Raw genomic sequence first — 25,996 nt, 5'->3', positions numbered from 1 at the left:
CACTGTACGAACCATGGGTGAGTGAGCGATCACGCACCGTTGCGCCTGTCGGGGGGCAACCCCTGGAGCCCTCACCGAGGCGCCGGTCCGCGGGCGGCGCAGACCAGGACCATCCCTTCGTGGGTGCCGACGGCGAAGACGCCCCGGATATGCGGGTGGGCGGCGAGCGCGGTCGCGTAGTCGGAGATCACCACATCGACCCGCCCGCCGGTGTCGAGATCCAGCACCGACACTCGCTCGCCGGCGATCGCCGCGAGATGCGCCGAGCGGGTTCCGGGGGGATGGTTGATCGCGAAATCGGACGCCATGTCCGCGAAAGCGGCACTGCCGGGCACGGAGTGGTGCCCGCTCGTGTCCCCGGCGACCACCATGCCCAGCTCGGCCCACTCGCGGTGGTGGAACAGCAAGGGCACCCGCGGATCCGCGACCGCCGGCAGCCCGGCGGCGTGGCGGACGACGCATCGGCCGCTGCGGACGTGCCAGAGGTACAGCTGGTCCGGGCTGCAGCCCGCGACATGGTCGCCGTCACCCGGCACACACAGCTGGTGCAGGCTCCATGACGACAGTTGTTCTTCGTCCGGCGGCGCATCGAGGATGCGCAGCAGGCGTCCGGTGCGGCGGCTCCACACGGCGACCCGCGGTGCCGATCCGTCCGAAGCCAGGATCCACCGCCCGCCGCGCGCCTCGCCCAGCTGAAGGAGCGGCCCCGGCAGCCCCTCCAGCCGCCGTAGCGGCTTTCCGTCGTCGGCACGGTACAGGTGGACGGTCCAGTCCGAGGCCCCCACGGCGAGCGTGCGCCCCTGGTCGAGGAACCGCACCGGGGGCGCGCCGCTCACGACGACCCGCGGGGACAGCTCGCGGACCAGGCCGCCGTCAGCCGTGCGCCAGAGGCGGACCCGCCCCTCGGTGTCGACCGTGACGGCCCGCCGCCCGTGGCGGTCGATGTCCACCGCGCGGGCGTCCCGCGTCTCATGGTGCAGCACGAGACGGCCGTCCCCGCTCGCGGCCGTCCAGACCCGCGCCGTCCCGTCCGCGGAACAGCTCGCGAGCGTCCTTCCGTCCCAGGAGAAGACCAGGCCGGTCACCGTGCCCGAGTGGACCTGGACCGCCGTGGTCCCATCCGGAGCCTCTGGCGCCCCCGAGGTCGTGGTAAGCGGCGCCGGGGGCCGCGGGTCCCAGACCCGGAGGTCCTCGTCCGAGGCCGTCGTCATGGTGACCACACGGCTCCCGTCCGCGCTGATGGCGACCCCGGTGATGGCGGCGGGATGTCCGGGCAGTGTGGCCGTCGTGCTGCGCTCTGCCGGGTCCAGCACCCGCGCGACTTGGTCCGCGCAGCCCACCACGGCCCGCCTGCCGTCGGGTGTGACGTCGATCGCCGTGAGAGCGCCGCGGTAGCCGGTGGGGACGGTGGCGCGGACCTCTCCCGTGGCGAGGTCGTGTACGACGACATCACCGCTCCCCGTGCCGTAGAGGGCGAGCCCCGCTTCCTGTGCGACGGCGAAAAGAGGCGTCGGCCGGTGGGTCGGCCAGTGCGTGGAGGAGCCGTTCGCCGCGGCGGAGACGGCCGGCGGGAGCGGCGCCGCCAGGCGGATCGGCCGGCCGCTCGCCGGCAGATTCCAGACCCGCACGGCGCCGTCGGCCCCGACCCCGTAGAGCAGCCCGACGGCCGTCGGCCCGGTCGGTTCCAGGAGGTGGAGGGCCACCAGCGGACTCCGCTCCCGCCAGCGGGCCACCGCACGGCCGGTGCGGGTGGCACAGACGGCGACGCGCCCGTCCCACGCCGCCGCCGCGACGTGCCGACCGTCGTCGGACAGCGCCAGCGCCGAGACCCGGTCGGCCAGTCCGATGAACCGACGGCGCTCCCGGAACGGCGGTGGTCCGGTCCAGACCTCCACGATCCCCTCACCGCTACCCAAAGCGAACGTCTCGCCCTCCCGCGCCGCCGTGGCGGCGTGGGTGAAGTTCTTGCCGCTCTCACGGACGACCGGCTGCTCGGCAGCGGTCAGATCCCACACCGCGGCGCTGCCGTCCTCTCCGACCTCGATCACATAGCGCGCCTCCGACGACACCCTTGCCGCCATCGGCATGCCCTTGACCCTGGTCAGGCGGTGCAGCCGCCGCCCCGCACCCGGGGCGGCGGCCCACAGAAGAAGCAGACGCTCGTGCCCGTCCCGCTCCAGCTGCCCCGCGAACACGTTCGCCAGGCCGCGCGCCCCGTTGACCGCGCACTCGAAGTGCAGCGCCTGGCACAGGTGAACCGCCGCCTCACGGGCATCCGGCTCCTCGATCGGGAGGTCCATCCTCGCCCGGTGGAGGGTGTAGGCCGACGACTCGCCCGCCCGAAGCCGCCTCCTTCCCAGCAGCAGCACCGCCCGGTGCAGCTCGGCCAGCAGACGCGGCGGCGCCCCGCCGTAACAGCCCAGGCAGCGCGCCAGATCGCGGTGGAGCGGCCGCACCATCCCGGCGGCCAGCCGGGCACCGAGGTACCCGGCGTCGGCGAGCACCGACAGCGGCCACGGCCACCCGTCCGGGTCGCCGTCCACTCTCTCCTCCGCATCCGCGAGCGCCATGTGCTCCGCCACATGGTCGAGCGCGTACGCCTCGTCGCACTCGTGCCACCTCCCCTCCCACCGGTCGAGCAGCGACTGGGCGATGGCCCGGTGCACACCGTCCGTGGAGACGCTGTAGAGCTTCGTCGCGATGCCCTCGCCGGGCGCGCGCAGATAGTCGCGGAACGACTCGTGGTAGAGGCGGTGCGGGCCCTCCGGCGGCGCCTCCCGCAGAAACGGCGCGCACTTGCGCAGGACGTCCGTGACCCGCTCCGGCGGAAGGCCGCTGAGCCGGACCAGGCGGTCGTGCGACAGCCCCTCGCCCAACGCCGCGGCCAGATACCTCAGGACGGGGCGCCAGAGCCCCTCCCACTCCTCGGTCGGCCGCTCCGCCTCGTTCAGCCGGCGCCCCAGGAACTCCTGGTACACCTCGGTGAGGTCGGCGGGCAGCGGGATCGAGACGTCCAGCGGGAGGTCGTGCGCGCGGTCGCGCAGATCCCGGGTGACATAGCGGGCGTAGAGGAAGTTGCCTTCCGCCGCCTCGGCGACGCGGCGCGCCAGCCGCCTCACCACGCCGTGGGGCAACCGAGTCCCGGCCAGTTCACGGCGCGCGTACTCGGCCACGTCCGCCAGGTCCGCGGGCCGCGCCTCGCCCAGGTCCAGGCCGTCCTGCCGGTGCAGCACGCTGACGATCCGAGGGTCGGGGCGCGAGGTCAGGACCAGTTTGAGGCCTGGGATGTCGGCGGCCCGCAGCGCCTGCGCGAGCTGCTGCGCCTCGGCCCCCGGCAGCATGTCCACCCCGTCGACGAGGACCACCGTCGGCTCCCGCGCCGCGCCCTGTTCCACCACCTGCGCCATGGGCCGCCGCAGGAACCGGTCCACGAGGTGGTCCACGGGTGGTGTCCCGCCGAGGTCCACGCCGGTGATGCTGCCGAGGTTGTCCAACACGTTGATGTCGACGCGGATGTCGAGATGTCCGCCCGACGCGTCGGACAACACCGGGCGGAAACCGGGCACATGGTCGGCGAGCTGCTCGCTCAGCCTCCGGACCACCTCCCCCGAGCGGTCCCGGTAGGCGCAGAAGTACGCGGCGCGCACCCGGAAGGGCCGCCCGCCGCTCTCCGCACCCGGCTCGGAGGCCTCGCCCCGGGAGATCTGCACCAGGCGCCCGGCGAACGAGCTCTTCCCGACCCCCGGCGCCCCGGTGACCAGCAGAATGCCACCGTCGGTGTCCTCCGCCGTCGCCCATCGCACCACCTCGCGCAGCGCCCCGGCACGGCCGGTGAACCCCGCGACCTTCTGGGCGATCTCGCCCGGCAGCGGGCCGGGGACGCTTCGTAAAGCCCTGCCCGTCGTCACTCGATGTCGTCGATCCGTACGCCGACGACCTCTGCCCCGGCTTCCACGCTCGTGCCGCGCTGCCGCACCGAGATGCCGCGGTCCCCCGCGATCCGCCGCGCCCGGACGCCGGTGGCCGACCCGGCGACCCGGCCCAGCTCCTGGTCCACTTCGATGCGGGTGCCCGTGGGCTCACGGTCCTCTCCGACCAGGGTGAACCGCCGCCCGTACACGGCCTCCAGGGCGGACCGCAGCTCCGCGAGCACCTCCAGAAGCCGCTCGTCGGGGACATCGGGCAGCTCGGTGCCGGTGTCTGTCAGGTACCGGGCGGCATACGGGGCGAGCTCGCCGTCCAGGCGCTGCAACTGCGTCCGTCGCTCCTCCACCACAGCCTCGTCGGCCTCCAGCTCCCCCACCGGGCCGTCGAGCGCGCCGCCGGGGTCGCCCTCCGGCCGCGACCGCTCCCTCCGGCGCCCCAAGACCTCGCCGAGTTGGGCGTAGAGAAATCCGAATCCCTGAGTGACCGCACTGGCGCCCAGCGCGCCCCAGGCGAACACGTCGTCCACAGCTTCCCCCTCCGCAGCATGCACCGATGGGCCAAGGTTAGAGCGCTGGGAGTCGAGGAGCAGCGTCCGCGTCGCCGAGGACACCGCACCTTTGCAGGCCCCTGTCGCCCGCCTCAGTCCTCGATGCCCTCGGCGGCCCGCTGCGCCCGCAGCTCCTTGATCGCGCGGCGCCTGGCAAGCCGGTGCGTACGCCGGATCTGGGCCTCCTCGTAGCGCCGCTTGTCCCGCTCGGTCTCCGGTATGACCGGCGGTACGAGGCGCGGCTTGCCGTCGGCGTCGACGGCCGCGAAGACCAGATAGGCGCTGCCGACCTGGGTCGCGGGGGTGGACTCGTTCCACCGCTCGGCCATCACCCGCACCCCGATCTCCATCGAGGACCGCCCGGTCCAGTTCACCTGGGCCTTCACATGGACGAGGTCCCCGACCCTGACCGGCTCCAGAAAGGCCATCTCGTCCATCGAGGCCGTGACGGCGGGGCCCTCGGAGTGACGCCCGGCGACCGCTCCCGCCGCGTCATCGACCAATTTCATGATCACGCCGCCGTGCACGGTGCCGAGGAGATTGGTGTCACTGCCGGTCATGATGTGCGAGAGGGTGATGCGTGCGGCGGACGTGGGCTTACCCGGAATGTCTGACTCCGGATTCGAGGCCTGAATGGTCATGCCGTCAACCATATGCCGGGGGATTCTTATCAGGTCTGCAACAGCCGTGCCCCGATCCGGCACCCGCCCTGTAAGGCGACCGACCCGGGAAGGCACACTTCCCTTCATGAATGATTGGCCCGACGGGTGGACGAGCGACCGCAGGGACCGGTACGGCAGCGGCAGCGGCAGCGCCGAACCGGAAGGCGCCCGCGCCATGCCGCAAGTGCGGCGCGCGGGCCAGGGCGTCGGCGGCCCGCCGCGGCACACCGAACCGCCACTCCCCCCTGATCTGTCGCCGCGCCGCTCCGTCCCGCACCAGCAGCAGGCGTCCCAGGACGACTACGACGACTACGGCGGCCACGCCGACGACGGCTACAACACCGGTCAGGTCTACGGCCGCGGCGGCCCTGGCGACCCCGGCGGGCCCGGCGGACCGGGTGGACCGGGCGGCCACAGCGGCGCCCCGCGCGCGGCCCGGCCCAAGAACTGGAAGCGCCGGATAACCATCGGCCTGATCACCTTCCTGGTGCTGCTGCTCGCGGTCGGCGTCGGCACGTACTTCTGGGCCGACTCCAAGCTGCGGCGCGAGGTGGACCTCAGCAAGGTCGAGGACCGGCCGGACGGCGGCAAGGGCACCAACTATCTGATCGTCGGCTCGGACAGCCGCGAGGGCATGTCCGCCGAGGACAAGAAGAAGCTGCACACCGGCTCCGCCGACGGCCGCCGCACCGACTCGATCATCATCCTGCACGTCGGTGACAACGGAAACACCATGCTCAGCCTGCCCCGTGACTCCTGGGTCACCATCCCGGCCTTCACCGGCCCGGACACCGGCAAGCGGTACCAGAACTCGCAGAACAAGCTGAACGCCTCCTTCTCGATGGCCGGCCCCGAGCTGTTGGTCCGCACGGTCGAGTACAACACCGGCCTGCACATCGACCACTACGCGGAGATCGGCTTCGACGGCTTCGCCAAGATCGTCGACTCGGTCGGCGGCGTGGAGATCGACGTCCCGCAGGACATGAAGGAGAAGCACGCCGGCACCAACCTGAAGAAGGGCAAGCAGACGCTGAACGGCACGGAGGCGCTGGCCTTCGTCCGCCAGCGCTACGGCCTGGCCGGCGGCGACCTGGACCGCACCAGGAACCAGCAGAAGTTCCTGTCCGCGCTGGCCAACAAGGCCGCCACGCCGAGCACCGTCCTCAACCCCTTCAAGCTCTACCCGACCATGGGCGCGGGCCTGGACTCGCTGATCGTGGACAAGGACATGAGCCTGTGGGACGTGAAGGACATGTTCTTCGCGATGAAGAGCGTCTCCGGCGGTGACGGCAAGCAGATGAACATGCCCGTCTCCAACCCCGGCCTGGCCACCTCCAAGGGCAGCGCGGTGCAGTGGGACATGCCGAAGGTCAAGCAGCTGGTGGAGGAGCTGAAGAACGACGAGAAGGTGACCGTCTCCAGCAAGTGAGGCCACCGCGAGACCTCCGCAGAACGTAAACGGCTGCCGCACCTGATCCGGTGCGGCAGCCGTTCCGCTTTTCTGGTACGCGGGTACGGGGGTGCGTCGGCTACGACTCCGCCGTCCCGCCGAATCCGGCTATCCGCTTACTGCTCAGCACCCACATGAGCAGCAGATAGCCGAGCAGCACACCGAAGTAGACGGCCGTCGTGCCGTCGACCGGGCCGAAGAACACCTGCCGCAGCAGCGAAGAGGCGTAGAAGGCGGGGTTCGCCCAGCCGATCCAGACCAGGAAGTCCGGCAGCAGATGGGCCGGGACCGCCACGGGCCCGAGCGAGACCATGGCCAGGACGGACAGCAGGCTCAGCGAACCGGCCTCCTCCAGGCTGTTCGCCCGGCTCCCGAGCCACGCGCCGTAGCCGACGAACGGCAGGACCACCGCGAGCAGCACGGGGACGGCCAGCGGTGACAGGCTGACGTCCAGCCCGAGGATCAGCACGCCGAACAGCGTGGTGCACACCAGCGCGGGCAGCGCCAGCAGGGTGAACGCGGCCGCCGTGGCGACGATGAACGCCTGCGGGCGCACCGGCAGCGCGGCGTAGAAGTCGAAGGCGTCGTTGAACTTCATGAAGGCGAAGTTGCCCGCGACCTTGTTCTGCGTCTCGAAGAGCAGCGCCAGGGTCAGGCTGCCGACGAATACCTGATGCACCGCCTGCCCGCCCGACTCCTTGGCGAAAACCCCCATCGCGGCCAGGGTGAGGATGGGCGCCACCATGCCGGTGATCACCATTCCCCGCCAGGACCACCGCCAGTTGGAGAGCTGCACCAGAAACAGGGTCCATACCGCGTGATGAAACGGCAGCGGCTTGCGCCCGATTCCCGCACTTCTCTCAGTTTCCTCAATTTCCGTACTCAAAATACACCTCCTCCAGCGTCTTGGACTGCAGGCGGAATTCCAGGACTTCATCGAGATCGAGGTCGGCGGTCAGCCGCGCGACGTCTGTACGGGAGACCTGCGCGACCACCTTGCCCCGGTGCCGGCTCTGCACCTGGAGGTAGTCGGGGAGTTCGGCGGCCATCCCCTCGCGCAGGGTCAGATGCACGCTCAGCGTTTTGGCCAGCCCGCTCTTGAGCTCCGCCGGCCGCCCCACGGCCACCAGCCTGCCCTCGCGGAGGATGCCCACCCGCTCGATCACCTGCTCGGCCTCGAGCGCGTTGTGGGTGATCAGGACGATGGTCTGCCCTTGTTCATGGTTGAGTTCGCGCAGCAGGTCCCAGACCATGCGCCGGCGCGCCGGGTCCAGCTCGTTCGTCGGCTCGTCGAGGATCAGCACGGGCAGATCGGCCACCAGCGCCACCGCCAGCTGAAGCAGCCGCCGCTCCCCGCCGGACATCCGCCGGGCGGCCTTGTTCCGCATCGCCCCGATGTCCAGCCGCTCGATGAGCGCGTCCCGCCGGCGCCTGGCCTCCCGCCGCCCGAGCCCCCTGAGATGCGCCGTGACATAGATCGCCTCGGCGGCCGTCAGGCTGTTGAGGGCGAACGCGGTCTGGGGCATGTACGAGACCCGCATACTGGTGAAAACGGGGTCGGCGAGCACGTCCTCGCCGTAGAGCCGGATGGCGCCCGAATTGCTCTTCAGCAGTCCCACCATCTGTTTGATCAGGGTGGTTTTTCCGGCGCCATTGCTGCCGAGCATGCCGAAGAACTCACCCTGTTCAATGGTGAACGAAATATCGTCGTTGGCCGCCCAATCGGCACCGGCGAATCTCTTCGTAACGCCGCTGATTTCATAAACGACCTGGCCGTCCCCCATCCCCGCTCCTTACCCCCATGGTGAAATCAGTCGGGATGCTAGCAGCCGTCGGACGGCCTGACCGAGTATCGCCGAGCGCCGGCTGCCCGGTTGTCGGTGCCTCATGGCAACATCGGTTCGGATTCGGCCACTTGGCCTTGGCAGGGAGAGGGCGACGATGTCGACCGATATGTATGGCGTGCGGGTGCTTGCCGTCGACCGGGAGCGGCTGCGCGCCCGGTTCCAGGTGTTCGTGGTCTACTACGACACCCCGGGCCGTACGCACGCCGCCATACCGGACGACCCCACGTTCTTCTTCTTTCTGCTGTGGGAAGGGGCGTCCGGCCGTTCGGGGACTCCCGGCACGGGACCCCTGTGGCAGCTGGTGGACACCAGGACCGCGCTGGACTTCGCCTGGGTCGACGCCCATGCGCGCCGGTTCGTATCCGGAGTCGAGCGCGTCGCCACCCGCAACCATCCGCTCGCCGCGCGGCAGTGGGAGCGGCTGCACGACTTCTATTACGAGCGCGACGGGGCCTGGAAGGACGAAGACCTGCTCGTCCAGTGCGAGTACGAGGTCACGGTCACCGACCCGCGCTGGCTGGAGCCGCTGCGCGAGGGTGCCGCCTGGGGGACGACGGCGTTTCCGCTCATCGCGGACACCTGGACGGCGGTGGACGCCCCGCATATCCCGGACCTGGCCGGCCCCGCGATCACCCTGCGCCCGTTCGACAGCGCCACAGGCGACCTGGCCTACGACCATCTCCTGCAGGTGGAGTTCTCCGACGACGGCACGTATCTGGCCGTATGCAGCGACCAGAACCGGGTGTGGGTGTACGACACCGCCGACTGGAGCGAGGTGCTGCACACCTCGGCGGGTGACGAGTGGATCGTGCCGGTGCTGATGTGGGTGCCAGGGGAGCACATCCTCACGGTCAAGACATACCCCCAGCCGGAGGATCCCGAGATCCAGCCGCAGTGGGCCTTCGACGTCGACGCTCGTGCGGAGGTCGAGGTCCCCTTCCAGGGCGGGGAGGTCCGCTCGCGGGACGGCGCCTACCGGCTCCACCCCAACGACGCGCGCGACGGCGGCTATGACCTGCTCGCCACGGAGCGGTCCCCGCGCCGACGCGTGGCCCACGCCGACAGCTGGGACCCCATCCAGTGCGAAAGCTTCTCCGGAGACGGCTCCCGGCTGTTCCTGGGTGCGCAGGAGAACCTGTACGTCGTCGATCCGGAGACGGGCGAGGTCGTCGACAAGGTCATGGACGCCTCGGAACGGCTGTTCCAGCTCGAGTCGAGCCCCGACGGCAGCTACCTCGTGGTCAACTGCTCCAGCCGCAAGTTGTCCTATCTGTACGAGGGCCAGGAGGGCCTGCAGGAGCTCTGTGTGTGGCGGATGGCCGATAAGGAGATCATCATGGGTCGACAGCTGACCACCTGGGTCGAAGGGCTCTCCTGGTCACCGGACGGGCGGTGGCTGGCCGCCCTCCTGGAGCCCCGCGGCGAAGACGATTTCCACAACGGCCGGACCGAGCTCGTCCTCTTCGCCATGGGCCCGTCCGACGACTAGCGCAAGGAGATACCGGATTGACCCCCGAGCAGCTTCGCTCCTTCTGCCTCTCCTTCAACGCGGCGGTGGAGGAGTTCCCCTTTCCCAGAGTCCCGGAAGTCTCCGTCTACAAGGTGGGCGGCAAGATGTTCGCCCTGACGACCCTGGACGCGCGCCCCCTCACGGCGAACCTGAAGTGCGACCCGGAGCAGGCGATCAGTCTCCGCGCCGAGCACCCCGGGCTGATCGTTCCGGGATGGCATATGAACAAGCGCCACTGGAACACGGTGACGGTCGACGCGGAGCTTCCGGACCGGCTGGTGCGAGAGCTCATCGAGGACTCGTACGACCTGGTGGTCGCGGGTCTGCCACGAGCCGAACGCCTGCGCCTGGACCGCCCCTGACAAGACCGGCCCTTCAGGGCCGGGCACCCGTTACACAGTGCGGAGGATCAGTCGTAGTGGAGGCTGCCGTCCTCGCTCATCGTCGGATGCATCTTCGAAGGACCGTACTCGTCAACGTCCGTGCGGCGCGGCGGCTCCGGCCCGTCCGGACCGCAGCGGACCAGCCGTTCGATACGGCAGATGCGGTACAGGCGGTCGCCCACGCGCACATCATTGGCGTGGCCGGCGGTTTTGAACTCCTCGGCCGCCTTGATGTACTCGGCTTTCTCATGCTGGTCGAGTTGGTAGAGCACAGGCCAGATATCCGTCATCGCTCCGTACAGCAGGTCCCGTGCCTCGTGCGGGGTGGCCATGATGGCGCCATGTGGCCGCCACCACTTCTCATCGCGTTCCACCACGCCGAAGCCGACAGGGAGCAGGACAATGTCCGGATAGGTGGCGGCTGCCCCTTTCGAGTCCGCGCGTACTTCGGCCGGGAATCGGGAGTCGTCGTAGGCGAAATCGCGCAGGCCCAGCTTCAAGGCGCCTGCGATCAGGCCGCCGTTCTGGTCGGGGTCGAGGACGAAGCCCGTGTCCGGCGAGGGCGTCCTGCTGAGTACGCCCCAGGTTCTGTCGACCGGTTCCCTGTCGGTGGGGCGGGGTGGCTCCAGCCCGTCCTCCCCGCTGCGCGCGAACTCGTCTCCCCGTACAACCCGGTAGCGCACGCCGAGGGCCTCCACGTCGTTGACCGGCTCGCGTTCCAGCACGGCCACGGCCGCCAATAGTTCGCGTCGTACGGCAGGGTCGTCGGTGTCGTCCTTGGCCTTGAACCACAGGTGCGAGTTCAGCCCGTCCCGGGCCTGCTGGGGCATCCCGTTCACGACCGGCAGAAGCAGACGCCAGTCGGGACCGACGGCGGGTTCCTGCACAGCAATACCGAAGACAGGCCCACGCAGTGCCAAGTACGGGTACAGCCGCGAAGCGTTCACCGCGTCGGCCTCAGTCACCCACGCGACGGGGTCGTCGCGGCGGACCAACTCTGCATGAAGCGCGTCAAGGTGTCGCTTCCAGTCGTCAACCATGCACACATTGTCATGGCTCCGGGTATGCGTGCAGGCCGAATCCACTCAAATGCTGAAGGAATTCCCGAGTAGTTCCCGTACGACCTGGTGGTCGCGGGTCTGCCACGAGCCGAACGCCTGTGCCTCGGCCGCCTGATCCCGGAAACCCTCCGAAGGCTCAGTCGCACCTGGGCGCGGTCTCCTTCGTCGCAGTGAAGTACACCGGCGAGAAAGCCGCCGCCTCGAACACCGCCTCGTCCTTCGCCATCAGCGTCATGTAGCCCGCGAGGACATCGGCCCCCTCCGGGGCATCACCCTCGACCTGCCTGCCGACGCTGGGGCCGACTCCGGAGATCTTCCAGGTCCTGCCGCCGAAGGTCGCCCATGCGATGCCGCAGTGGCCCGGCATGTCGTACGGATACGCCACATGCGCCTTGGGGCGCTTGGGCCCCTCCTCCCAGCGCTCCCCTGCCATCTTCCGCGCCTTCAGCCGCTCCCCGGTCGGCGGCTCCTCCGACGAGCCGCCGTCCCCACCGCACGGCACACCGCCGGTGCGACGGCACCGTGATGAGGACGGCTGAAATCCTGCAGGACAACGGGTTCGCCGTGGACGATGAACTGTGGGCCATGGATGCGGCGGAATGCTCACCGTGTGACAACAAGGTGCCCGACAGCCACTGAGCACCACCCCGCGCAGGTGTCCTCGCCTTACCCCGGGGCGGGGACACCGAACCATCCGTGAAGACCGAGGACGACAGTTGCCCGCACAGCACGACCAGTTCCGGACCGGGCCCGTGCCCGGCGTACTGGGTCCAGCAGACGACGGACGCGGAGTTCATCTGCGCGGAAGTGCTCGATCACTTGGCGGCCGGCGCGGACACCTACGACGCGATCTATTCAATCTTCGGGGCCGTCTGGTTCACCGACCCGGCAAAGCTTCTTCCGCTGATCGCGCAGCGGCTCACCCCCGGTGGCACCCTGGTCTTCTCCCAGCCCCCGGCCATCCCGGGGGCGTACGGCCCCCAGGGCATGCACAAGGGCGGTTTCGCAGGAAAGGCCATGTTCACCCACCGGTACAGCTACACGCCTCGCAAGTGGACCGCGCTTCTCGCCAAGAGTGGGTTCCGGGACATTGATGCGACCGTCCTGGAGGCTCCGACAGAGGGGCACATCGGTACGCTGATCGTGCGCGGCGTAAAACACTGATCTTCCAGCACGGCCCCGAACACCCCTGCTGTGCATGGCGATCGGCAGGGGTGTTCTCTTGACTTCCGTCGGGCCGCTACGGCAAGTTACGCGCCATCACGATCCGCTGGACTTGGTTCGTACCCTCGTAAATCTGCGTGATCTTGGCATCGCGCATCATGCGCTCGACCGGGTAGTCACGGGTGTAGCCGTAGCCGCCGAGGAGCTGGACCGCGTCGGTGGTGATCTCCATGGCGGCGTCGGAGGCGTAGCACTTGGCGGCGGCGCCGAAGAAGGTGAGATCTTCCTTCCCGGCTCCGGCGGCGACGCGCTCGGACCTGGCGGCGGCCGCGTAGGTGAGCTGGCGGGCGGCTTCGAGCTTCATGGCCATGTCGGCGAGCATGAACTGGATGCCCTGGAAGTCGGCGATCGGCTTGCCGAACTGCTTGCGCTCCTGGACATAGCCCTTGGCGTAGTCCAGGGCGCCCTGGGCGATGCCGAGGGCCTGGGCGGCGATGGTGATACGGGTGTGGTCGAGGGTCTTCATGGCGGTGGCGAAGCCGGTGCCCTCGGCGCCGATCATGCGGTCGGCGGGGATCCGGACGTTGTCGAGGTAGACCTCGCGGGTCGGGGAGCCCTTGATGCCGAGCTTCTTCTCGGGAGCGCCGAAGGAGACGCCCTCGTCGGACTTCTCGACGACGAACGCGGATATGCCCTTGGAGCGCTTGTCGGGGTCGGTCACGGCCATGACGGTGTAGTACTCGGAGACCCCGGCGTTGGTGATCCAGCGCTTGACGCCGTTGAGGACGTAAGCGTCGCCGTCGCGCACGGCCTTGGTCTTCATACCGGCCGCGTCGGAGCCCGCGTCCGGCTCGCTCAGACAGTACGAGAACATCGCGTCGCCCTTGGCCAGCGGCGCCAGGTACTTCTTCTTCAGCTCCTCGGAGCCGGAGAGGATCACCGGGAGGGAGCCCAGCTTGTTGACGGCGGGGATCAGGGAGGAGGAAGCGCAGACGCGGGCGACCTCCTCGATGACGATCACGGTCGCGAGGGCGTCCGCGCCCGCGCCGCCGTACGACTCGGGTACGTGCACCGCGTGCAGGTCGTTGGCGACCAGGGCCTCCAGCGCCTCCTGAGGGAAGCGGGCCTCCTCGTCGACCTCTGCGGCGTGGGGGGCGATCTTCGCCTCGGCGAGCGAGCGCACCGATTCGCGGAGCATGTCGTGCTCCTCCAACGGCCGGTACAGGTCGAAGTCCACGGAACTCGCCAAGATCTTCTCACTCCCCTGAGTGCTAACTACCGTTAAGTAACTGAATTCTAGAGCGCCCTCCTGATCAGGTACAGGTGACTTTGCCGACAGCGGACGGCAGTGAGAAGGGGCAGCGGACCGGAGCTCGCGCGCGGGCGCGACTATGCTCAGGCAGCGCATCCCGTCCACACGCCTTCTGGAGCACGCATGGCCCTCAAGATCACCGTGATCGGCACCGGCTACCTGGGCGCCACACACGCCGCGGCCATGGCCGAGCTCGGCTTCGAGGTGCTGGGCCTGGACGTGGTCCCGGAGAAGATCGAGAAGCTCGCGGCCGGCAAGGCCCCGATGTACGAACCGGGCCTGGAGGAACTGCTGCGGCGGCATGTCCCGGGGTTCGAGGGATCGACCGGGCGGCTGCGCTTCACCACCTCCTACGAGGAGGTCGGCGAGTTCGGCGATATCCACTTCGTCTGTGTGAACACTCCGCAGAAGCACGGCGAGTACGCCTGTGACATGAGTTACGTCGACGCCGCCATCGACTCGCTCGCCCCGCATCTGCGCCGCCCGGCCCTGGTCGTGGGCAAGTCCACCGTCCCGGTCGGCAGCGCGGTCCGGCTCGCGGCCCGGCTGGCGGAGCTGGCTCCGGCGGGGGCGGACGCCGAGCTGGCCTGGAACCCGGAGTTTCTGCGCGAGGGCTTCGCCGTACAGGACACCCTGCACCCGGACCGCATCGTGGTCGGCGTGACGAGTGACCGTGCGGAAAAGCTGCTGCGCGAGGTTTACGAGACGCCGCTCGCTGAAGGCTCGCCGTTCGTCCTCACCGACTTCCCGACCGCCGAGCTGGTGAAGACCGCGGCGAACTCCTTCCTGGCCACCAAGATCTCGTTCATCAACGCCATGGCCGAGGTCTGCGAGGCGTCGGACGGCGATGTGGTCAAGCTGGCCGAGGCCATCGGCCATGACGAGCGGATCGGAAAGAAGTTCCTGCGGGCGGGGATCGGCTTCGGCGGCGGCTGTCTGCCCAAGGACATCCGGGCCTTCATGGCGCGCGCCGGCGAGCTCGGCGCCGACCAGGCGCTGACCTTTCTGCGCGAGGTCGACTCGATCAACATGCGGCGGCGCGGCCACATGGTCGAGCTGGCCCGCGAGGCCGTCGGCGGCAGCTTCCTCGGCAAGCGCGTCGCGGTGCTGGGGGCGACCTTCAAGCCGGACTCGGACGACGTACGGGACTCCCCCGCGCTCAATGTCGCGGGCCAGATCCACCTCCAGGGCGCCCAGGTCACGGTCTTCGACCCCAAGGGCATGGACAACGCGCGCGCCCTCTTCCCGACCCTCGCCTACGCGCCCAGCGCGCTGGAGGCCGCGCAGGGCGCGCACGCGGTGCTGCATCTGACCGAGTGGGCCGAGTTCCGCGAGCTGGACCCGGCGGCGCTGGGCGGTGCGGTCGCGGAGCGCCGGGTCCTGGACGGGCGCAACGCGCTCGACCCGGAGCGGTGGCGCGAGGCCGGTTGGACCTACCGGGCGCTGGGCCGCCCCACCGTATAGCCGTCCCCGCCGCGTCAGGCGCCCGCCGCGTCCAGCTCCTCGATCGTCGCGAGGGAAGGCGCCCGGTGGGTGCCGAGGTCGCGCGCCACAGCCTCCGCGTCGCGCACCACCCTTACCGCGTTCCGCCAGGTCAGCTTGGCCAGGTCGGCCTCGGACCAGCGGCGCTCCAGCAGTTCGGCGATCAGGTTCGGATAGCCCGCGACATCGGCGAGGTCCACGGGGACGAAGGGCGTGCCGTCGTAGTCGCCGCCGATGCCGAGGTGGTCGATGCCCGCCACCTCCCGCATATGGTCGAGGTGGTCGGCGACGGTGGCGGCCGTGGCCACCGGGCGGGGGTTGGCCTCCTCGTACGCCTGGTGGACCTTGATCGCCTCGGGAGTGGTGGCCAGCGGGTCCAGGCCGTGGGCGCGCAGGTTCTCCTCCGCCGCCCGCGTCCACGCCACGGCCTGCGGCAGGACGAACTTCGGGACGAACGTGACCATCGCCACACCGCCGTTGGCGGGCAGCTGGGCCAGCACGTCGTCGGGGATGTTGCGCGGGTGGTCGCATACGGCGCGCGCCGAGGAGTGCGAGAAGACGACGGGGGCGTCGGACACCCGCAGCGCGTCCCGCATGGTGTCCGCCGCGACATGCGAGAGGTCGACGAGCATGCCGAGCCGGTTCATCTCCCGGACGACCTCCTCGCCGAAGCGGGTGAGGCCGCCCGCGCGCGGCTCGTCGGTCGCCGAGTCCGCCCAGGGGGTGTTGTCGTTGTGCGTGAGCGTCATATAGCGCACGCCGAGTTCGTACAGTGCGCGCAGGGTGGCGAGCGAGCAGTTGATGCTGTGGCCGCCCTCGGCGCCCATGAGGGAGGCGATCCGGCCCTCGGCCCGCGCCGCCTCCATGTCGTCGGCGGTGCGGGCGAGCCGCAGATCGGAGCCGTAGCGGTCGGCCAGCTGCCGCACCACGTCGATCTGTTCGAGGGTGGCGCTGACGGCGGCGTCGCCGCTCAGGCGCGAGGGGACGTAGACGGACCAGAACTGCGCGCCCACGCCGCCCGCCCGCAGCCGCGGGATGTCGGTGTGGAGGTGGGCGCGCTGGTCGAGGGCGATATCGCGCTGGTTCAGGTCGTAGCGGACCTGCTCGCGCAGGGCCCACGGGAGGTCGTTGTGGCCGTCGACGACGGGGTGGGCGGCCAGCAGGGCACGGGCTTGCGCGAGTCGGTCGGTCATTGCCCCATCCTCTTACGAGGCCCGCGCCAAGTCACGGGGCCACGGGCAGCCGCGCCCCGCATGCCCCTCCCGTTACTCCCCGAAGTCCGTTTACGTCCCGAAGTCCGCTACTTCCCGAAGCCGAACGACCCCGCGCTCTCCACCTTGGCCCGCAGCCGCTTGCCCTTCTGCGTGGCCTGCTCGTTCAGCTCCTCCTGGAAGTCGCGCATCCGGGCGAGCAGTTCGGGGTCGTGGGCGGCCAGCATGCGGGCGGCCAGCAGCCCGGCGTTACGGGCGCCGCCGACGGAGACGGTGGCCACGGGCACGCCCGCGGGCATCTGGACGATCGAGAGCAGCGAGTCCATCCCGTCCAGGTACTTGAGCGGAACCGGCACGCCGATCACCGGCAGCGGGGTGACGGAGGCCAGCATGCCCGGGAGGTGGGCGGCGCCGCCGGCGCCCGCGATGATCGCCTTGAGGCCGCGGGGCGCCGCGTTCTCGCCGTACGCGACCATCTCGCGCGGCATCCGGTGGGCGGAGACGACATCCACCTCGTACGGGATCTCGAACTCGTCGAGGGCCTTCGCCGCCTCCTCCATCACGGGCCAGTCGGAGTCGGAGCCCATGACGATGCCGACGACGGGGGCGCTGGGGCTGCTCATTCGGTGATGGTCCCTCGGAGGTAGTCGGCGGCATGGCGGCCGCGCTCACGCACGTCGGCCAGGTCGTCGCCGTAGGTGTTGACGTGGCCGACCTTGCGGCCGGGCTTCACGTCCTTGCCGTACATATGGATCTTCAGGGCCGGGTCACGGGCCATGCAGTGCAGATAGGCGGTGTACATATCGGGGAAGTCGCCGCCGAGCACATTGGTCATCACGGTCCAGGTGGCGCGCGGGCGCGGGTCGCCGAGCGGCAGGTCGAGCACGGCGCGCACATGGTTGGCGAACTGGGAGGTGACGGCACCGTCCTGGGTCCAGTGGCCGGAATTGTGCGGTCGCATCGCCAGCTCGTTGACCAGCAGCCGCCCGTCCCGGGTCTCGAAGAGCTCGACCGCGAGATGGCCGACGACCCCGAGCTCCGCCGCGATCTTGAGCGCCATCTCCTGGGCCTGGCCGGACAGCTCCTCGCTGAGCCCGGGGGCCGGGGCGATGACCGTGTCGCAGACCCCGTTCACCTGGATCGACTCGACGACCGGGTAGGCGACGGCCTGGCCGTGCGGGGACCGTACGACATTGGCGGCGAGCTCGCGGGCGAAGTCGACCTTCTCCTCGGCGAGCACCGGCACCCCGGCGCGGAAGGGCTCGGCCGCCTCCTCGGCGTCGCCGACGACCCACACCCCCTTGCCGTCGTAGCCGCCGCGGACCGTCTTCAGAACGACCGGAAAACCTGTGTTTTCTCCCGCCGCCCCGCCCAGCCCTTCCGCGGCGAACCGCTCCACGTCCGCGGGGTCCGCCACGATGCGGTGGCGGGGGCAGGGCACCCCGGCCGCACGCAGCCGCTCCCGCATCACGCCCTTGTCCTGGGCGTGCAGCAGCGCCTCGACGCCGGGGCGGATGACGACGCCGTCCGCCTCCAGGGCGCGCAGATGCTCGGCCGGGACATGTTCGTGATCGAAGGTGACCACATCACAGCCTTGTGCGAAAGCACGAAGGGTCTCCAGGTCGCGGTAGTCGCCCACCACGACGTCGCTGACCACCTGGGCCGCCGAGTCCTGGCGGGTGTCACTGAGCAGTTTGAATCTGATGCCGAGCGGGATACCCGCTTCGTGGGTCATACGGGCGAGCTGGCCGCCGCCGACCATGCCGACTACCGGGAATGTCACGCCCCCAAGGGTAGCTTCCCGGCCAGACGGGCCCCGGGGCACGTATCCGGGGCCCGTCTCGGTGGATCCAGGGCCCACCCCGGCGGATCCAGGGGCCCGCCTCGGCGGATCTATTGGATCTTCCTCCACGACGTTATGATTTCCGTGCATTCGACATGGACCTGCCGAGCACGGTTGACGTGGACCTGCCGCGCGTCCTACGGGGGGAAGCCGAATGACGACGGGCAGGCTGAGAGAGAAGTTCACCGACAACCAGGACGGGCTGAACAAGCTGCACAAGCGCGTCCAGGCGATCCGGGTGGACCCCGATTCATTCGACGATCAGATGAGGGTCCGCACCGACCTGGCCGGCGCGATCGCCGAGGCGCGGGAGTTCTCCGCGCCGCACGGCAGCCCGGACCACATCGACGGCGTCGCGGCGGGCTACGGAAAAGCGGCCGCGATCGTGGACAGGGCCCAGGGCGATCTGCGGAAGGTCGCCAAGGACGGGCTGCCCGCCGTGTGGGTGGGCACCGCCGGGGCGAAAGCGAGCGAGGTCATCAACGCCGCCTCGTACTCCGCCGATCAGATGGCCCAGAAGCTCCAGGAGGCCGTACCCGTACTGAAGGCCCTCTCCATGGGCATCGGCAAGGCCCAGGCGAGGCACGACTACGGGCTCACCGCGCTCGACGTCGCGGCGTCGATCCTGAACAACGGCGACTTCATCATGCCGCCCGACGAGCTGCGCGAGGCCAGGACCGCCATCCTCGACGGCGTCTCCTTCATGAGCGAGGCCGCCGGCCAGGCCAAGTCGGCCGGCATCGCTGCCCAGAAGGCGCTCACCAAGCTGGCGTCCGAGGCCCGGGCCCGGAAGGTCACCGCCGACGGGCTCACCGACGCCGACCAACTCGTTCTCGCCGACGCCGCCGCCCCCGGCGGCCCCGCCGAACTCAACGAGATCCTCACCGCCAACGAGCTCAAGCGGTCCTCCGAGTTCATGGACAAGATGAACGCGCACGACAGGGCGGAGTTCAACCGGCTGCTGTCCTCCGCCAAGTCCCCGCAGGAGCGGGCGTATCTGATGAAGGCCCTGGCCGCGGGACACGATCTGAGGGAGGTCGACCGCTTCGCCCAGCAGATCCACGGCCGGCCCCCGCAGTGGCTGAGCGACCGCCTCACCCCGGTCGTCATCCAGAGCACCGAATCCGGCACCAACTATGTGAACTACCAGGGCGCCAAGTGGGACCAGGGTCCGGACGGAACATGTGTCGCCTCGTCGACCGTCAACGCCCGGGCGATGGTCGACCCCCTGTACGCCCTCCAGCTCACGACCGGCGGCCGCCCCGACGACCCCGCGTACGACAACCCCATCGCGTTCGCCGACCGCCTCAAGCAGGAGCAGAACCGCGTCCACGCGGAGGGCGGCGGCGATCCCCTTCCCGACGGCGGGATGAACCCCTACGGCCAGCAGCACGTCAACGACGTCGAGGTGGGCGGCCACACCGGCGCCAACTACGCCGAACGGAAGCTGGACAACAACGCGGAGCGCCAAGCGTCGCTGGCCGAGATCGAGCGGCACATCGACAACGGCGTGCCCGTCCCGGTCGACGTCGAGGGCGCCGGCGCCACCCGCGCCCACGCGATGATGATCATCGGGCACGAGGGTGACAGACTCCAGGTCTACAACCCGAACGGCACCACCACCTGGATCACCGAGGACGACTTCGTCCACAACAGGATGGGCTACACGAACAACGGCTACTACCCGACCGCCTACTCCGTCTACCTGCCGAAGTGATCATGAGCACCATCACCCGTCGCACCTCCGCCCTGCTCCTGACCGGCCTCGCGCTGGGCGCCGCGGGCTGCCAGTCCGACGACGGCTCCCCCGCCAAGTCCACGGGCCCCCCGTCATCCTCGACCTCGGCCCCGCCCTCGTCCTCCCCCTCCCCGTCCTCCGACCCGATGCCCACCGGCCTCGGCACGGTCCACCAGGACCGGGCCGACTCCAAGGACCTGGACCGCACCGAGGGCCCGATCACCGTCAAACGCGGCGAGCGGTTCTCGATCGCCATGCGGCAGAACATCTCCGCGCGCGCCGACTGGAGCGTGGCCAAGCCCGGCCCGTCGGCGGCGGTGCTGCGCAAGATCGGCGAGAGCTCGTACCAGACCGCCCGGGAGAAGGAACTCATCGGCGGGGGCCACACCAAGTACTTCACCTTCGAGGCGCTGAAGGCCGGAGAGACCCGGATCGTCCTCGCCAACTCCTTCGGCACGGACAAGTCCGCCGGAGGCTACTCCCCCGACCTTCCCCGCACCGTCACCTACCGGGTGACCGTGCGCTGATCCGGCGTTTCGGGACGACGCCCATGGCCCGCCAGTCCGGCCCGCCCGTCCCGGTCTCAGTCACGATGGTTAGGATTCGGCCGTATTTGACGCGGACGCGGGCCCACCGCGTCCACTTCCTCGGGGGAGTCATTCATGGGACAGGACAAGGACCTCGGCATCCAGCACGGCGGCGCGCTCAGCCAAGGGGAGCGCCTGGGGCTCGCCGCCGACGACATCAAGGCGGCCAAGGGGCTGCTGGAGAAGGGCGACGAGGGCGGCGGGTTCCCCGGATTCGGCGGACTCCTCGAACTGCCCTCCTCCCTGATGCACTTCGGTGAGTACGGGGCCGCGCCCGCCTTCAACGATTTCTCCGACGCCTGGATCGCCGAGTGCAAGACCCTTGAGGGCGCGGTGCGCGAGCTGCAGAAGAAGATCGGGGTCAGTTCGAAGGCGTATCGCGGAACCGACCACGCCAGAGAGAGCGACTTCAGCGCTATCCACCGCTACTCGCAGAACTCCTGAGGGGCAAGGCGCACATGGCCGGGCACGACAAGACGCAGCAGAAGCCACAGGATCAGACCAAGCGGCAGAAGCTGGACGCGCTGCACAAGCACGTACAGTCCCTGAAGGTCGAGGACGAGGGCTTCGCGGCGATCGGGTTCTGCTCGGAGCTGTCCGACGCGATCGGCAAGGCACGGGACACTCCGAAGCCCGCCGGCGACTCGGACCACATCGACGGCGTCGCGGCCAGCTACACAAAGGCCGCGGAGCTCTTGGAGTCCGCGCAGGGCGACCTGGGCAAGGTGGCGAAGGCCGGACTGCCCGCGGTGTGGGTGGGCACGGCCGGGGAGAAGGCGAGCGAGGTCGTGGGCGCCGCCTCGCGGACCACCGACGAGACGGCCGAAAAGCTCCGGGAGGCCGTACCGGTGCTGAAGCAGCTCGCCATCGACATCGGGGCGGCGCAGGCGACGGACGAATACGCGCGCGTCGCGCTGGACTACGGGAAGTCGCTGTGCGGCATGTTCAGCGATCGCGAACAGCTCCGGGAAGCCAAGAAGGCCACCCTCGACGGCATCACGTTCCTGATCGAGGCGGACGACCGGGCCAAGGAGGGCGGGAAGAAGGCGGCGGACAAGCTCAACAAGCTGGCCGCACAGGCCCGGACCCGGAGGGTCACCGCGGACGGCCTCACCGACGCGGACCGGCTGGTCATCGCCGACGCGGCCGATCCGGGCGGCCCCGCGAACCTCAACGAGATCCTCAGCTCCAACGAACTCAAGCGCTCCGCGCAGTTCAGGGACAAGATGAGCGCGCAGGACCAGGCCGAGTTCGACCGGCTGATCTCCCGCGCCAAGTCCCCGCAGGAGAGCGCGTATCTGATGAAGGCCCTGGCCGCCGGGTACGACATCAAGACGCTGCGGTCCTTCGGCGAGGACATCCACGGCCGGGACACGACCTGGCTGCGCGAACACCTCGCGCCGTTCCACACCAGCGGGGACACCAGGGTCGGCCTCGAGTTGGCGTCCGAGTTCGACGTCCCCGGCGCCAAGGGGGCGCAGTGGACGCAGGGGGACAACGGGACCTGCGTGTCCTCGTCCACCGTCGCCGCCCGCGCCCTGGTCGACCCCGTCTACACGCTGCGGCTGACGACCGGCGGACACCCCGGCGACCCGGCGTACGACAGCCCCGCCGCGTTCAAGAAGCGGCTGCTCAACGAGCAGATCCGGGTCCACGAGGAGGGCGACGGCCGTCCCCTCCCGGACGGCGGCATGGACCTGACCGGCAAGGACGAGGTCATCAACGACGAGATCGCACCGCACACCGGCTCCGCCTATGAACAGCGCGAAGTACGCACCCCGGACTCCCGGCGCGAGGCCCTGCCGCTGATCGAGGAGGCGGTGGACGAGGGCAAACCCGTCCCGATCGGCGTTGAGGGGTTCGACACCGTCGACGGAGAGCGGGTCCGGGTGGGGCACGCGATGATGATCGTGGGCCACGAGGGCGACAAACTGGAGGTCTACAACCCCTGGGGGTTCACCACCTGGGTCAGCGAGGACGACTTCATCAACAACCACATGGACAAGGCCTCGGACAAGCGCCTGCCGGGGGCCTACCAATACAACCTGCCGAAGTGACCAGCACCACCCTGAGCGAGACCTCATGACACACCAGAACATGACCGACGAGGAGCTGCTCGCCCTCGACGTCGCCCTCATGATCCGCTACGGGATGATGTTCGGCGGCGCACACCGCGCCGCGCTCTTCGGGGACGGGGCGATCGCCGCGGCGCTCGGGGCCGAGCGGCTGGAGGTGCAGCCGCGGTCGGTGGCGTACCTCGCGGAGGTGGTACGGCGCGGCGGCACCCGGATGGCCTCGGAGCTGCCGGAACCGCTGCCCGGGACCGAGGCGGGCGCGCTGGCGCGCGACTGGCTGGGGACGGCCGCACCCATGGTGAAGGGCGTGGCGGAGGACGAGATCGTGGCGCGGTGGCTGGAGGCGGTGGCCGCGGTGCTGGAGCTGCGGCTGCGCGCCCGTGGCGGTCTGTGACAGTGCACCGCCTGTGACGGTGCGCGGCCTGTGACAGTTCGGTGATAAAAGGCCGGTTCTGCAACACCGACGGGCGGGCGCTCCGGCCGCTGGTTAGCATGGGTCGGTGTTGTTGATGCCGATCGGACGGGGCTGAGTAGTTGCCATGAGTGAACAGCGCACGATCGGCAGGCTGCGCGCACGAGTGGATCAACTCGCCCATGAGATCCTCAAGTTCGGCGCCGTCGGCGGTGCCGGTGTCCTGGTCAACCTGGGCGTTTTCAACCTGATCAGCCATTTCACCGAGCTGCCCACGGTGCGGGCCAGTATCGCGGCGACCATCGTCGCCATCGCCTTCAACTACGTGGGGTTCCGATATTTCACCTACCGGGACCGCGACAAGCAGGGGCGTACGAAGGAGCTCACCCTCTTTCTGCTGTTCAGCGCGGTCGGCCTGATCATCGAGAACGGCGTGCTCTACACGGCGACGTACGGTTTCGGCTGGGACAGCCAGCTGCAGAACAACGTGTTCAAGTTCGTCGGCATCGGCATCGCCACGCTCTTCCGGTTCTGGTCCTACCGCACCTGGGTGTTCCGTGCGCTGCCCGCCCGCGAGGCGGTGGAGACCGCCGAGTCCTTCCTGTCCGAGGCGCACGACCAGACGACGGCCCGGAAGTAGCCCCGGCCCGGAAGCAGCCCCGTCCGAAAAGCTCAGGCGGTGTCGGACCCGGCTCCCGGGTCGGTCTCGCGGCCCCGACCGGCCTCGCGACCCGGGTCGCCCTCCCGGCTCAGGAAGAGCGCGAAGACCGGCGGATGCTGCTGCAGCAGCTCCAGACGGCCACCGTCCGCCTCCGCCAGATCGCGGGCGACGGCGAGCCCGAGACCGGTGGAGTTGCGCCCGCTGACCGTGCGCTCGAAGACCCGCGCGCCCAGGTCGGGCGGCACCCCGGGCCCCTCGTCGGACACCTCGACCACCGCCTGGTTGCCGGTGACGCGGGTGCGCAGCGCGACCGTGCCGTCACCGTGCATCAGCGAGTTCTCGATCAACGTGGCGAGCACCTGGGCGACGGCCCCCGGGGTGCCGACCGCCCGCAGTCCCTTCTTCCCCGACCGCACGATGGCGCGGCCCTCGCTGCGCGAGGCCGGGCGCCACTCCTCGATCTGCTGCTTGACCACCTCGTCCAGGTCGAAGGCCACGGCGGAGCCGGTCCGCGGGTCCCGCGAGTTGGTCAGCAGCCGCTGGACCACATCGGTCAGCCGCTCCACCTGCGCCAGCGCGATCGTGGCCTCTTCCTTGACCGTCTCCGGGTCGTCGGTGAGCGTGATCTCCTCCAGCCGCATGGACAGCGCGGTCAGCGGCGTACGGAGCTGATGGGAGGCGTCGGCCGCCAGCCGGCGCTCCGCGGTGAGCATCCGGGCGATCCGCTCCGCGCTCGAGTCGAGCACATCGGCGACCCGGTCCAGCTCCGGCACCCCGTAGCGCCGGTGGCGGGGGCGCGGATCCCCTGAGCCCAGCCGCTCGGCGGTCTCGGCGAGGTCGGTGAGCGGGGCGGAGAGCCGGTGTGCCTGCCGTACGGCGAGGAAGACGGCCGCGAGCACGGCGAGCAGCGCCACCGCCAGGATGATCAGCATGGTGCGGCCGATCTCCCGGCTGACCGTCGAGCGCGACGCCTCGACCCGTACCGTCTCGCCCTGCTCGCCCCGCTCCTGCGAGGAGATCACGCTGCCGTTCGGGCGCTTGCCGATCTCCAGAACATCCCGGTTCGGGATCTTGATCACGGCGTAGCGACCGGGCTCGATCTGCTCGCGCAGCACCGCGGGGGTCACCCCCTCGCCGCCCAGCAGCCTGCTGTCGACGATGCTGACCAGGCGCACCGCGTCCGAGTCGACGCTCTCCTGGGCGCTGTCCTCGATGGTCCGGGTCTCCACGATGACCAGTGAGAGGCCGAAGACGGCGATGACGACGAGCACCACGGCGAGCGTGGAATTGATCAAGCGACGGCGCATGGTCCTACCGTGTCACGCTGAGATGTCTCTCGACTTCTCTCAGCTTCTCTCAGCTTTTCTCGAACCGGAACCCGACCCCGCGCACGGTGGCGATGTACCGGGGGTTGGCCGCATCGTCGCCGAGCTTCTTGCGGAGCCAGGAGATGTGCATATCGAGCGTCTTGGTCGACGACCACCATGTGGTGTCCCACACCTCGCGCATCAGCTGGTCACGGGTGACGACCCGCCCCGCGTCCCGGACCAGGACCCGCAGCAGATCGAATTCCTTGGCGGTCAGCTGAAGCTCCTCGTCGCCCATCCAGGCGCGGTGCGACTCGACGTCGATACGCACCCCGTGGGTGGCCGGCTGCTGCGCCTGGGTCTCGACGGCGCCGCGCCGCAGCAGGGCCCGCACCCGGGCCAGCAGCTCGGCGAGGCGGAACGGCTTGGTGACGTAGTCGTCGGCGCCGGCGTCCAGGCCGACCACCGTGTCCACCTCGTCCGCCCGCGCGGTGAGCACCAGCACGGGGAAGCCATGGCCCTCCGTACGCAGCCGGCGGCAGACCTCCAGGCCGTCCATGCCCGGCAGGCCCAGGTCGAGGACGAGCAGATCGACGCCCCCCTGCAGACCGGCGTCGAGCGCGGTCGGTCCGTCTTCCCGCACCTCCACCTCGTACCCCTCGCGGCGCAGGGCGCGGGCGAGCGGCTCCGAGATGGATGCGTCATCCTCGGCGAGCAGTACTCGGGTCATGGGGTGATGGTAGTCCGACCAGGTTCGCGCACGGGGCGCGCACAGGACTACGGACGGAGCGCAAAAGGTTGCACACGCCATGCGTGA

The 25,996-nt window shown here is 69.8% G+C and carries 23 protein-coding genes and 1 pseudogene; 11 read left to right on the top strand and 13 right to left on the bottom strand.

What is annotated here, in order from left to right; all coding sequences use genetic code 11:
- Window positions 1-71: 71 nt before the first annotated feature.
- The 3 genes from ACFV2X_RS24535 to ACFV2X_RS24525 form a co-directional block, all read right to left on the bottom strand.
- The gene (locus ACFV2X_RS24535; RefSeq protein WP_385619955.1) at window positions 72-3,908 is read right to left on the bottom strand and encodes a hypothetical protein; all 3,837 of its coding nucleotides are present in this window, start codon (window positions 3,906-3,908) and stop codon (window positions 72-74) included.
- Window positions 3,905-4,453 (bottom strand): hypothetical protein, encoded by a 549-nt coding sequence (locus tag ACFV2X_RS24530; RefSeq protein ID WP_385619953.1) that lies wholly within the window; start codon window positions 4,451-4,453, stop codon window positions 3,905-3,907. The genes ACFV2X_RS24535 and ACFV2X_RS24530 overlap by 4 nt, the downstream gene beginning before the upstream one ends.
- 113 nt (window positions 4,454-4,566) lie before the next feature.
- A complete protein-coding gene (locus ACFV2X_RS24525) occupies window positions 4,567-5,115 on the bottom strand; it encodes an acyl-CoA thioesterase (protein WP_385619950.1) in 549 nt (182 codons plus the stop codon).
- A gap of 106 nt (window positions 5,116-5,221) precedes the next feature.
- Here ACFV2X_RS24525 and ACFV2X_RS24520 point away from each other — a divergent pair, with 106 nt between their 5' ends.
- Window positions 5,222-6,565, top strand: coding sequence for an LCP family protein (locus ACFV2X_RS24520; RefSeq protein WP_385619948.1), 1,344 nt, complete (start codon window positions 5,222-5,224; stop codon window positions 6,563-6,565).
- 100 nt (window positions 6,566-6,665) lie between these two features.
- On the opposite strand, the gene ACFV2X_RS24515 is transcribed toward ACFV2X_RS24520, so the two are convergent.
- Both ACFV2X_RS24515 and ACFV2X_RS24510 read right to left on the bottom strand, forming a co-directional pair.
- Window positions 6,666-7,472, bottom strand: a complete 807-nt coding sequence (locus ACFV2X_RS24515; RefSeq protein ID WP_385619946.1) for an ABC transporter permease — start codon at window positions 7,470-7,472, stop codon at window positions 6,666-6,668.
- Window positions 7,456-8,370, bottom strand: coding sequence for an ABC transporter ATP-binding protein (locus ACFV2X_RS24510; protein WP_385619943.1), 915 nt, complete (start codon window positions 8,368-8,370; stop codon window positions 7,456-7,458). The genes ACFV2X_RS24515 and ACFV2X_RS24510 overlap by 17 nt, the downstream gene beginning before the upstream one ends.
- Before the next feature lie 157 nt (window positions 8,371-8,527).
- Here ACFV2X_RS24510 and ACFV2X_RS24505 point away from each other — a divergent pair, with 157 nt between their 5' ends.
- Complete coding sequence (locus tag ACFV2X_RS24505; RefSeq protein ID WP_385619941.1) at window positions 8,528-9,922, top strand: WD40 repeat domain-containing protein; 1,395 nt, start codon at window positions 8,528-8,530, stop codon at window positions 9,920-9,922.
- A gap of 17 nt (window positions 9,923-9,939) precedes the next feature.
- Window positions 9,940-10,305: an MmcQ/YjbR family DNA-binding protein gene (locus ACFV2X_RS24500; RefSeq protein ID WP_385619939.1), complete on the top strand. Its 366-nt coding sequence runs from the start codon at window positions 9,940-9,942 to the stop codon at window positions 10,303-10,305.
- A 47-nt stretch (window positions 10,306-10,352) separates the two neighbouring features.
- On the opposite strand, the gene ACFV2X_RS24495 is transcribed toward ACFV2X_RS24500, so the two are convergent.
- Window positions 10,353-11,366: a DUF5954 family protein gene (locus tag ACFV2X_RS24495; protein WP_385619937.1), complete on the bottom strand. Its 1,014-nt coding sequence runs from the start codon at window positions 11,364-11,366 to the stop codon at window positions 10,353-10,355.
- A 157-nt stretch (window positions 11,367-11,523) separates the two neighbouring features.
- Window positions 11,524-11,820, bottom strand: coding sequence for a hypothetical protein (locus ACFV2X_RS24490; RefSeq protein WP_385620035.1), 297 nt, complete (start codon window positions 11,818-11,820; stop codon window positions 11,524-11,526).
- Window positions 11,821-12,167: 347 nt separating this feature from the next.
- On the opposite strand from ACFV2X_RS24490, the pseudogene ACFV2X_RS24485 reads away from it, so the two are divergent.
- Window positions 12,168-12,551, top strand: a pseudogene (locus tag ACFV2X_RS24485) (methyltransferase domain-containing protein); the annotation flags it as partial.
- 76 nt (window positions 12,552-12,627) lie between these two features.
- Here the strand turns inward: ACFV2X_RS24485 and ACFV2X_RS24480 are convergent.
- Window positions 12,628-13,800 carry an acyl-CoA dehydrogenase gene (locus ACFV2X_RS24480; protein WP_385619935.1) on the bottom strand — a complete coding sequence of 391 codons (1,173 nt, stop codon included), beginning with the start codon at window positions 13,798-13,800 and terminating at the stop codon, window positions 12,628-12,630.
- 186 nt (window positions 13,801-13,986) lie between these two features.
- Between ACFV2X_RS24480 and ACFV2X_RS24475 the strand changes: the two genes are divergently transcribed.
- Window positions 13,987-15,327 carry a UDP-glucose dehydrogenase family protein gene (locus ACFV2X_RS24475; protein WP_385619933.1) on the top strand — a complete coding sequence of 447 codons (1,341 nt, stop codon included), beginning with the start codon at window positions 13,987-13,989 and terminating at the stop codon, window positions 15,325-15,327.
- A 14-nt stretch (window positions 15,328-15,341) separates the two neighbouring features.
- Here the strand turns inward: ACFV2X_RS24475 and ACFV2X_RS24470 are convergent, their stop codons facing one another.
- The 3 genes from ACFV2X_RS24470 to ACFV2X_RS24460 all read right to left on the bottom strand — a co-directional run bounded on the left by ACFV2X_RS24470 (window position 15,342) and on the right by ACFV2X_RS24460 (window position 18,318).
- Complete coding sequence (locus ACFV2X_RS24470) at window positions 15,342-16,538, bottom strand: dipeptidase (RefSeq protein WP_385619931.1); 1,197 nt, start codon at window positions 16,536-16,538, stop codon at window positions 15,342-15,344.
- A 107-nt stretch (window positions 16,539-16,645) separates the two neighbouring features.
- On the bottom strand, window positions 16,646-17,179 hold the full coding sequence (gene purE, locus ACFV2X_RS24465; RefSeq protein WP_014177103.1) for a 5-(carboxyamino)imidazole ribonucleotide mutase: 534 nt from the start codon (window positions 17,177-17,179) through the stop codon (window positions 16,646-16,648).
- Window positions 17,176-18,318, bottom strand: coding sequence for a 5-(carboxyamino)imidazole ribonucleotide synthase (locus tag ACFV2X_RS24460; protein WP_385620031.1), 1,143 nt, complete (start codon window positions 18,316-18,318; stop codon window positions 17,176-17,178). The genes purE and ACFV2X_RS24460 overlap by 4 nt, the downstream gene beginning before the upstream one ends.
- A 235-nt stretch (window positions 18,319-18,553) precedes the next feature.
- On the opposite strand from ACFV2X_RS24460, the gene ACFV2X_RS24455 reads away from it, so the two are divergent.
- The 6 genes from ACFV2X_RS24455 to ACFV2X_RS24430 all read left to right on the top strand — a co-directional run bounded on the left by ACFV2X_RS24455 (window position 18,554) and on the right by ACFV2X_RS24430 (window position 23,851).
- The gene (locus ACFV2X_RS24455) at window positions 18,554-20,116 is read left to right on the top strand and encodes a peptidoglycan-binding protein (RefSeq protein WP_385619928.1); all 1,563 of its coding nucleotides are present in this window, start codon (window positions 18,554-18,556) and stop codon (window positions 20,114-20,116) included.
- 2 nt (window positions 20,117-20,118) lie between these two features.
- A complete protein-coding gene (locus ACFV2X_RS24450; RefSeq protein ID WP_385619926.1) occupies window positions 20,119-20,664 on the top strand; it encodes a protease inhibitor I42 family protein in 546 nt (181 codons plus the stop codon).
- 135 nt (window positions 20,665-20,799) lie between these two features.
- Window positions 20,800-21,168 (top strand): hypothetical protein, encoded by a 369-nt coding sequence (locus ACFV2X_RS24445; RefSeq protein ID WP_385619923.1) that lies wholly within the window; start codon window positions 20,800-20,802, stop codon window positions 21,166-21,168.
- Between the two features lie 14 nt (window positions 21,169-21,182).
- Entirely contained in the window at window positions 21,183-22,781 is a 1,599-nt protein-coding gene (locus ACFV2X_RS24440) for a peptidoglycan-binding protein (protein ID WP_385619920.1), read from the top strand.
- A 25-nt stretch (window positions 22,782-22,806) separates the two neighbouring features.
- Window positions 22,807-23,193 carry a hypothetical protein gene (locus ACFV2X_RS24435; RefSeq protein ID WP_385619917.1) on the top strand — a complete coding sequence of 129 codons (387 nt, stop codon included), beginning with the start codon at window positions 22,807-22,809 and terminating at the stop codon, window positions 23,191-23,193.
- 145 nt (window positions 23,194-23,338) lie between these two features.
- Window positions 23,339-23,851: a GtrA family protein gene (locus ACFV2X_RS24430; RefSeq protein WP_385619914.1), complete on the top strand. Its 513-nt coding sequence runs from the start codon at window positions 23,339-23,341 to the stop codon at window positions 23,849-23,851.
- 32 nt (window positions 23,852-23,883) lie between these two features.
- On the opposite strand, the gene ACFV2X_RS24425 is transcribed toward ACFV2X_RS24430, so the two are convergent.
- Window positions 23,884-25,179, bottom strand: a complete 1,296-nt coding sequence (locus ACFV2X_RS24425) for an ATP-binding protein (RefSeq protein ID WP_385619912.1) — start codon at window positions 25,177-25,179, stop codon at window positions 23,884-23,886.
- Between the two features lie 49 nt (window positions 25,180-25,228).
- Window positions 25,229-25,909: a response regulator transcription factor gene (locus ACFV2X_RS24420; RefSeq protein WP_014177112.1), complete on the bottom strand. Its 681-nt coding sequence runs from the start codon at window positions 25,907-25,909 to the stop codon at window positions 25,229-25,231.
- Window positions 25,910-25,996 lie beyond the last annotated feature (87 nt).

Source organism: Streptomyces sp. NPDC059679, assembly GCF_042734105.1.
Lineage (GTDB): Bacteria > Actinomycetota > Actinomycetes > Streptomycetales > Streptomycetaceae > Streptomyces.
Note: the sequence above shows the minus strand (reverse complement) of the source record. Positions and strands in the feature narration are given on the sequence as shown.

Excerpts from the sequence above, each read along its gene's own strand:
- ACFV2X_RS24495 (WP_385619937.1), bottom strand. The coding sequence starts at position 11,366 with ATGGTTGACGACTGGAAGCGACACCTTGACGCGCTTCATGCAGAGTTG.
- ACFV2X_RS24425 (WP_385619912.1), bottom strand. The coding sequence starts at position 25,179 with ATGCGCCGTCGCTTGATCAATTCCACGCTCGCCGTGGTGCTCGTCGTC.
- ACFV2X_RS24520 (WP_385619948.1), top strand. The coding sequence starts at position 5,222 with ATGAATGATTGGCCCGACGGGTGGACGAGCGACCGCAGGGACCGGTAC.
- ACFV2X_RS24475 (WP_385619933.1), top strand. The coding sequence starts at position 13,987 with ATGGCCCTCAAGATCACCGTGATCGGCACCGGCTACCTGGGCGCCACA.
- ACFV2X_RS24460 (WP_385620031.1), bottom strand. The coding sequence starts at position 18,318 with ATGGTCGGCGGCGGCCAGCTCGCCCGTATGACCCACGAAGCGGGTATC.
- ACFV2X_RS24470 (WP_385619931.1), bottom strand. The coding sequence starts at position 16,538 with ATGACCGACCGACTCGCGCAAGCCCGTGCCCTGCTGGCCGCCCACCCC.
- ACFV2X_RS24440 (WP_385619920.1), top strand. The coding sequence starts at position 21,183 with ATGGCCGGGCACGACAAGACGCAGCAGAAGCCACAGGATCAGACCAAG.
- ACFV2X_RS24510 (WP_385619943.1), bottom strand. The coding sequence starts at position 8,370 with ATGGGGGACGGCCAGGTCGTTTATGAAATCAGCGGCGTTACGAAGAGA.
- ACFV2X_RS24445 (WP_385619923.1), top strand. The coding sequence starts at position 20,800 with ATGGGACAGGACAAGGACCTCGGCATCCAGCACGGCGGCGCGCTCAGC.
- ACFV2X_RS24505 (WP_385619941.1), top strand. The coding sequence starts at position 8,528 with ATGTCGACCGATATGTATGGCGTGCGGGTGCTTGCCGTCGACCGGGAG.
- ACFV2X_RS24435 (WP_385619917.1), top strand. The coding sequence starts at position 22,807 with ATGACACACCAGAACATGACCGACGAGGAGCTGCTCGCCCTCGACGTC.
- ACFV2X_RS24420 (WP_014177112.1), bottom strand. The coding sequence starts at position 25,909 with ATGACCCGAGTACTGCTCGCCGAGGATGACGCATCCATCTCGGAGCCG.
- ACFV2X_RS24490 (WP_385620035.1), bottom strand. The coding sequence starts at position 11,820 with ATGGCAGGGGAGCGCTGGGAGGAGGGGCCCAAGCGCCCCAAGGCGCAT.
- ACFV2X_RS24430 (WP_385619914.1), top strand. The coding sequence starts at position 23,339 with ATGAGTGAACAGCGCACGATCGGCAGGCTGCGCGCACGAGTGGATCAA.
- ACFV2X_RS24525 (WP_385619950.1), bottom strand. The coding sequence starts at position 5,115 with ATGACCATTCAGGCCTCGAATCCGGAGTCAGACATTCCGGGTAAGCCC.
- purE (WP_014177103.1), bottom strand. The coding sequence starts at position 17,179 with ATGAGCAGCCCCAGCGCCCCCGTCGTCGGCATCGTCATGGGCTCCGAC.
- ACFV2X_RS24450 (WP_385619926.1), top strand. The coding sequence starts at position 20,119 with ATGAGCACCATCACCCGTCGCACCTCCGCCCTGCTCCTGACCGGCCTC.
- ACFV2X_RS24455 (WP_385619928.1), top strand. The coding sequence starts at position 18,554 with ATGACGACGGGCAGGCTGAGAGAGAAGTTCACCGACAACCAGGACGGG.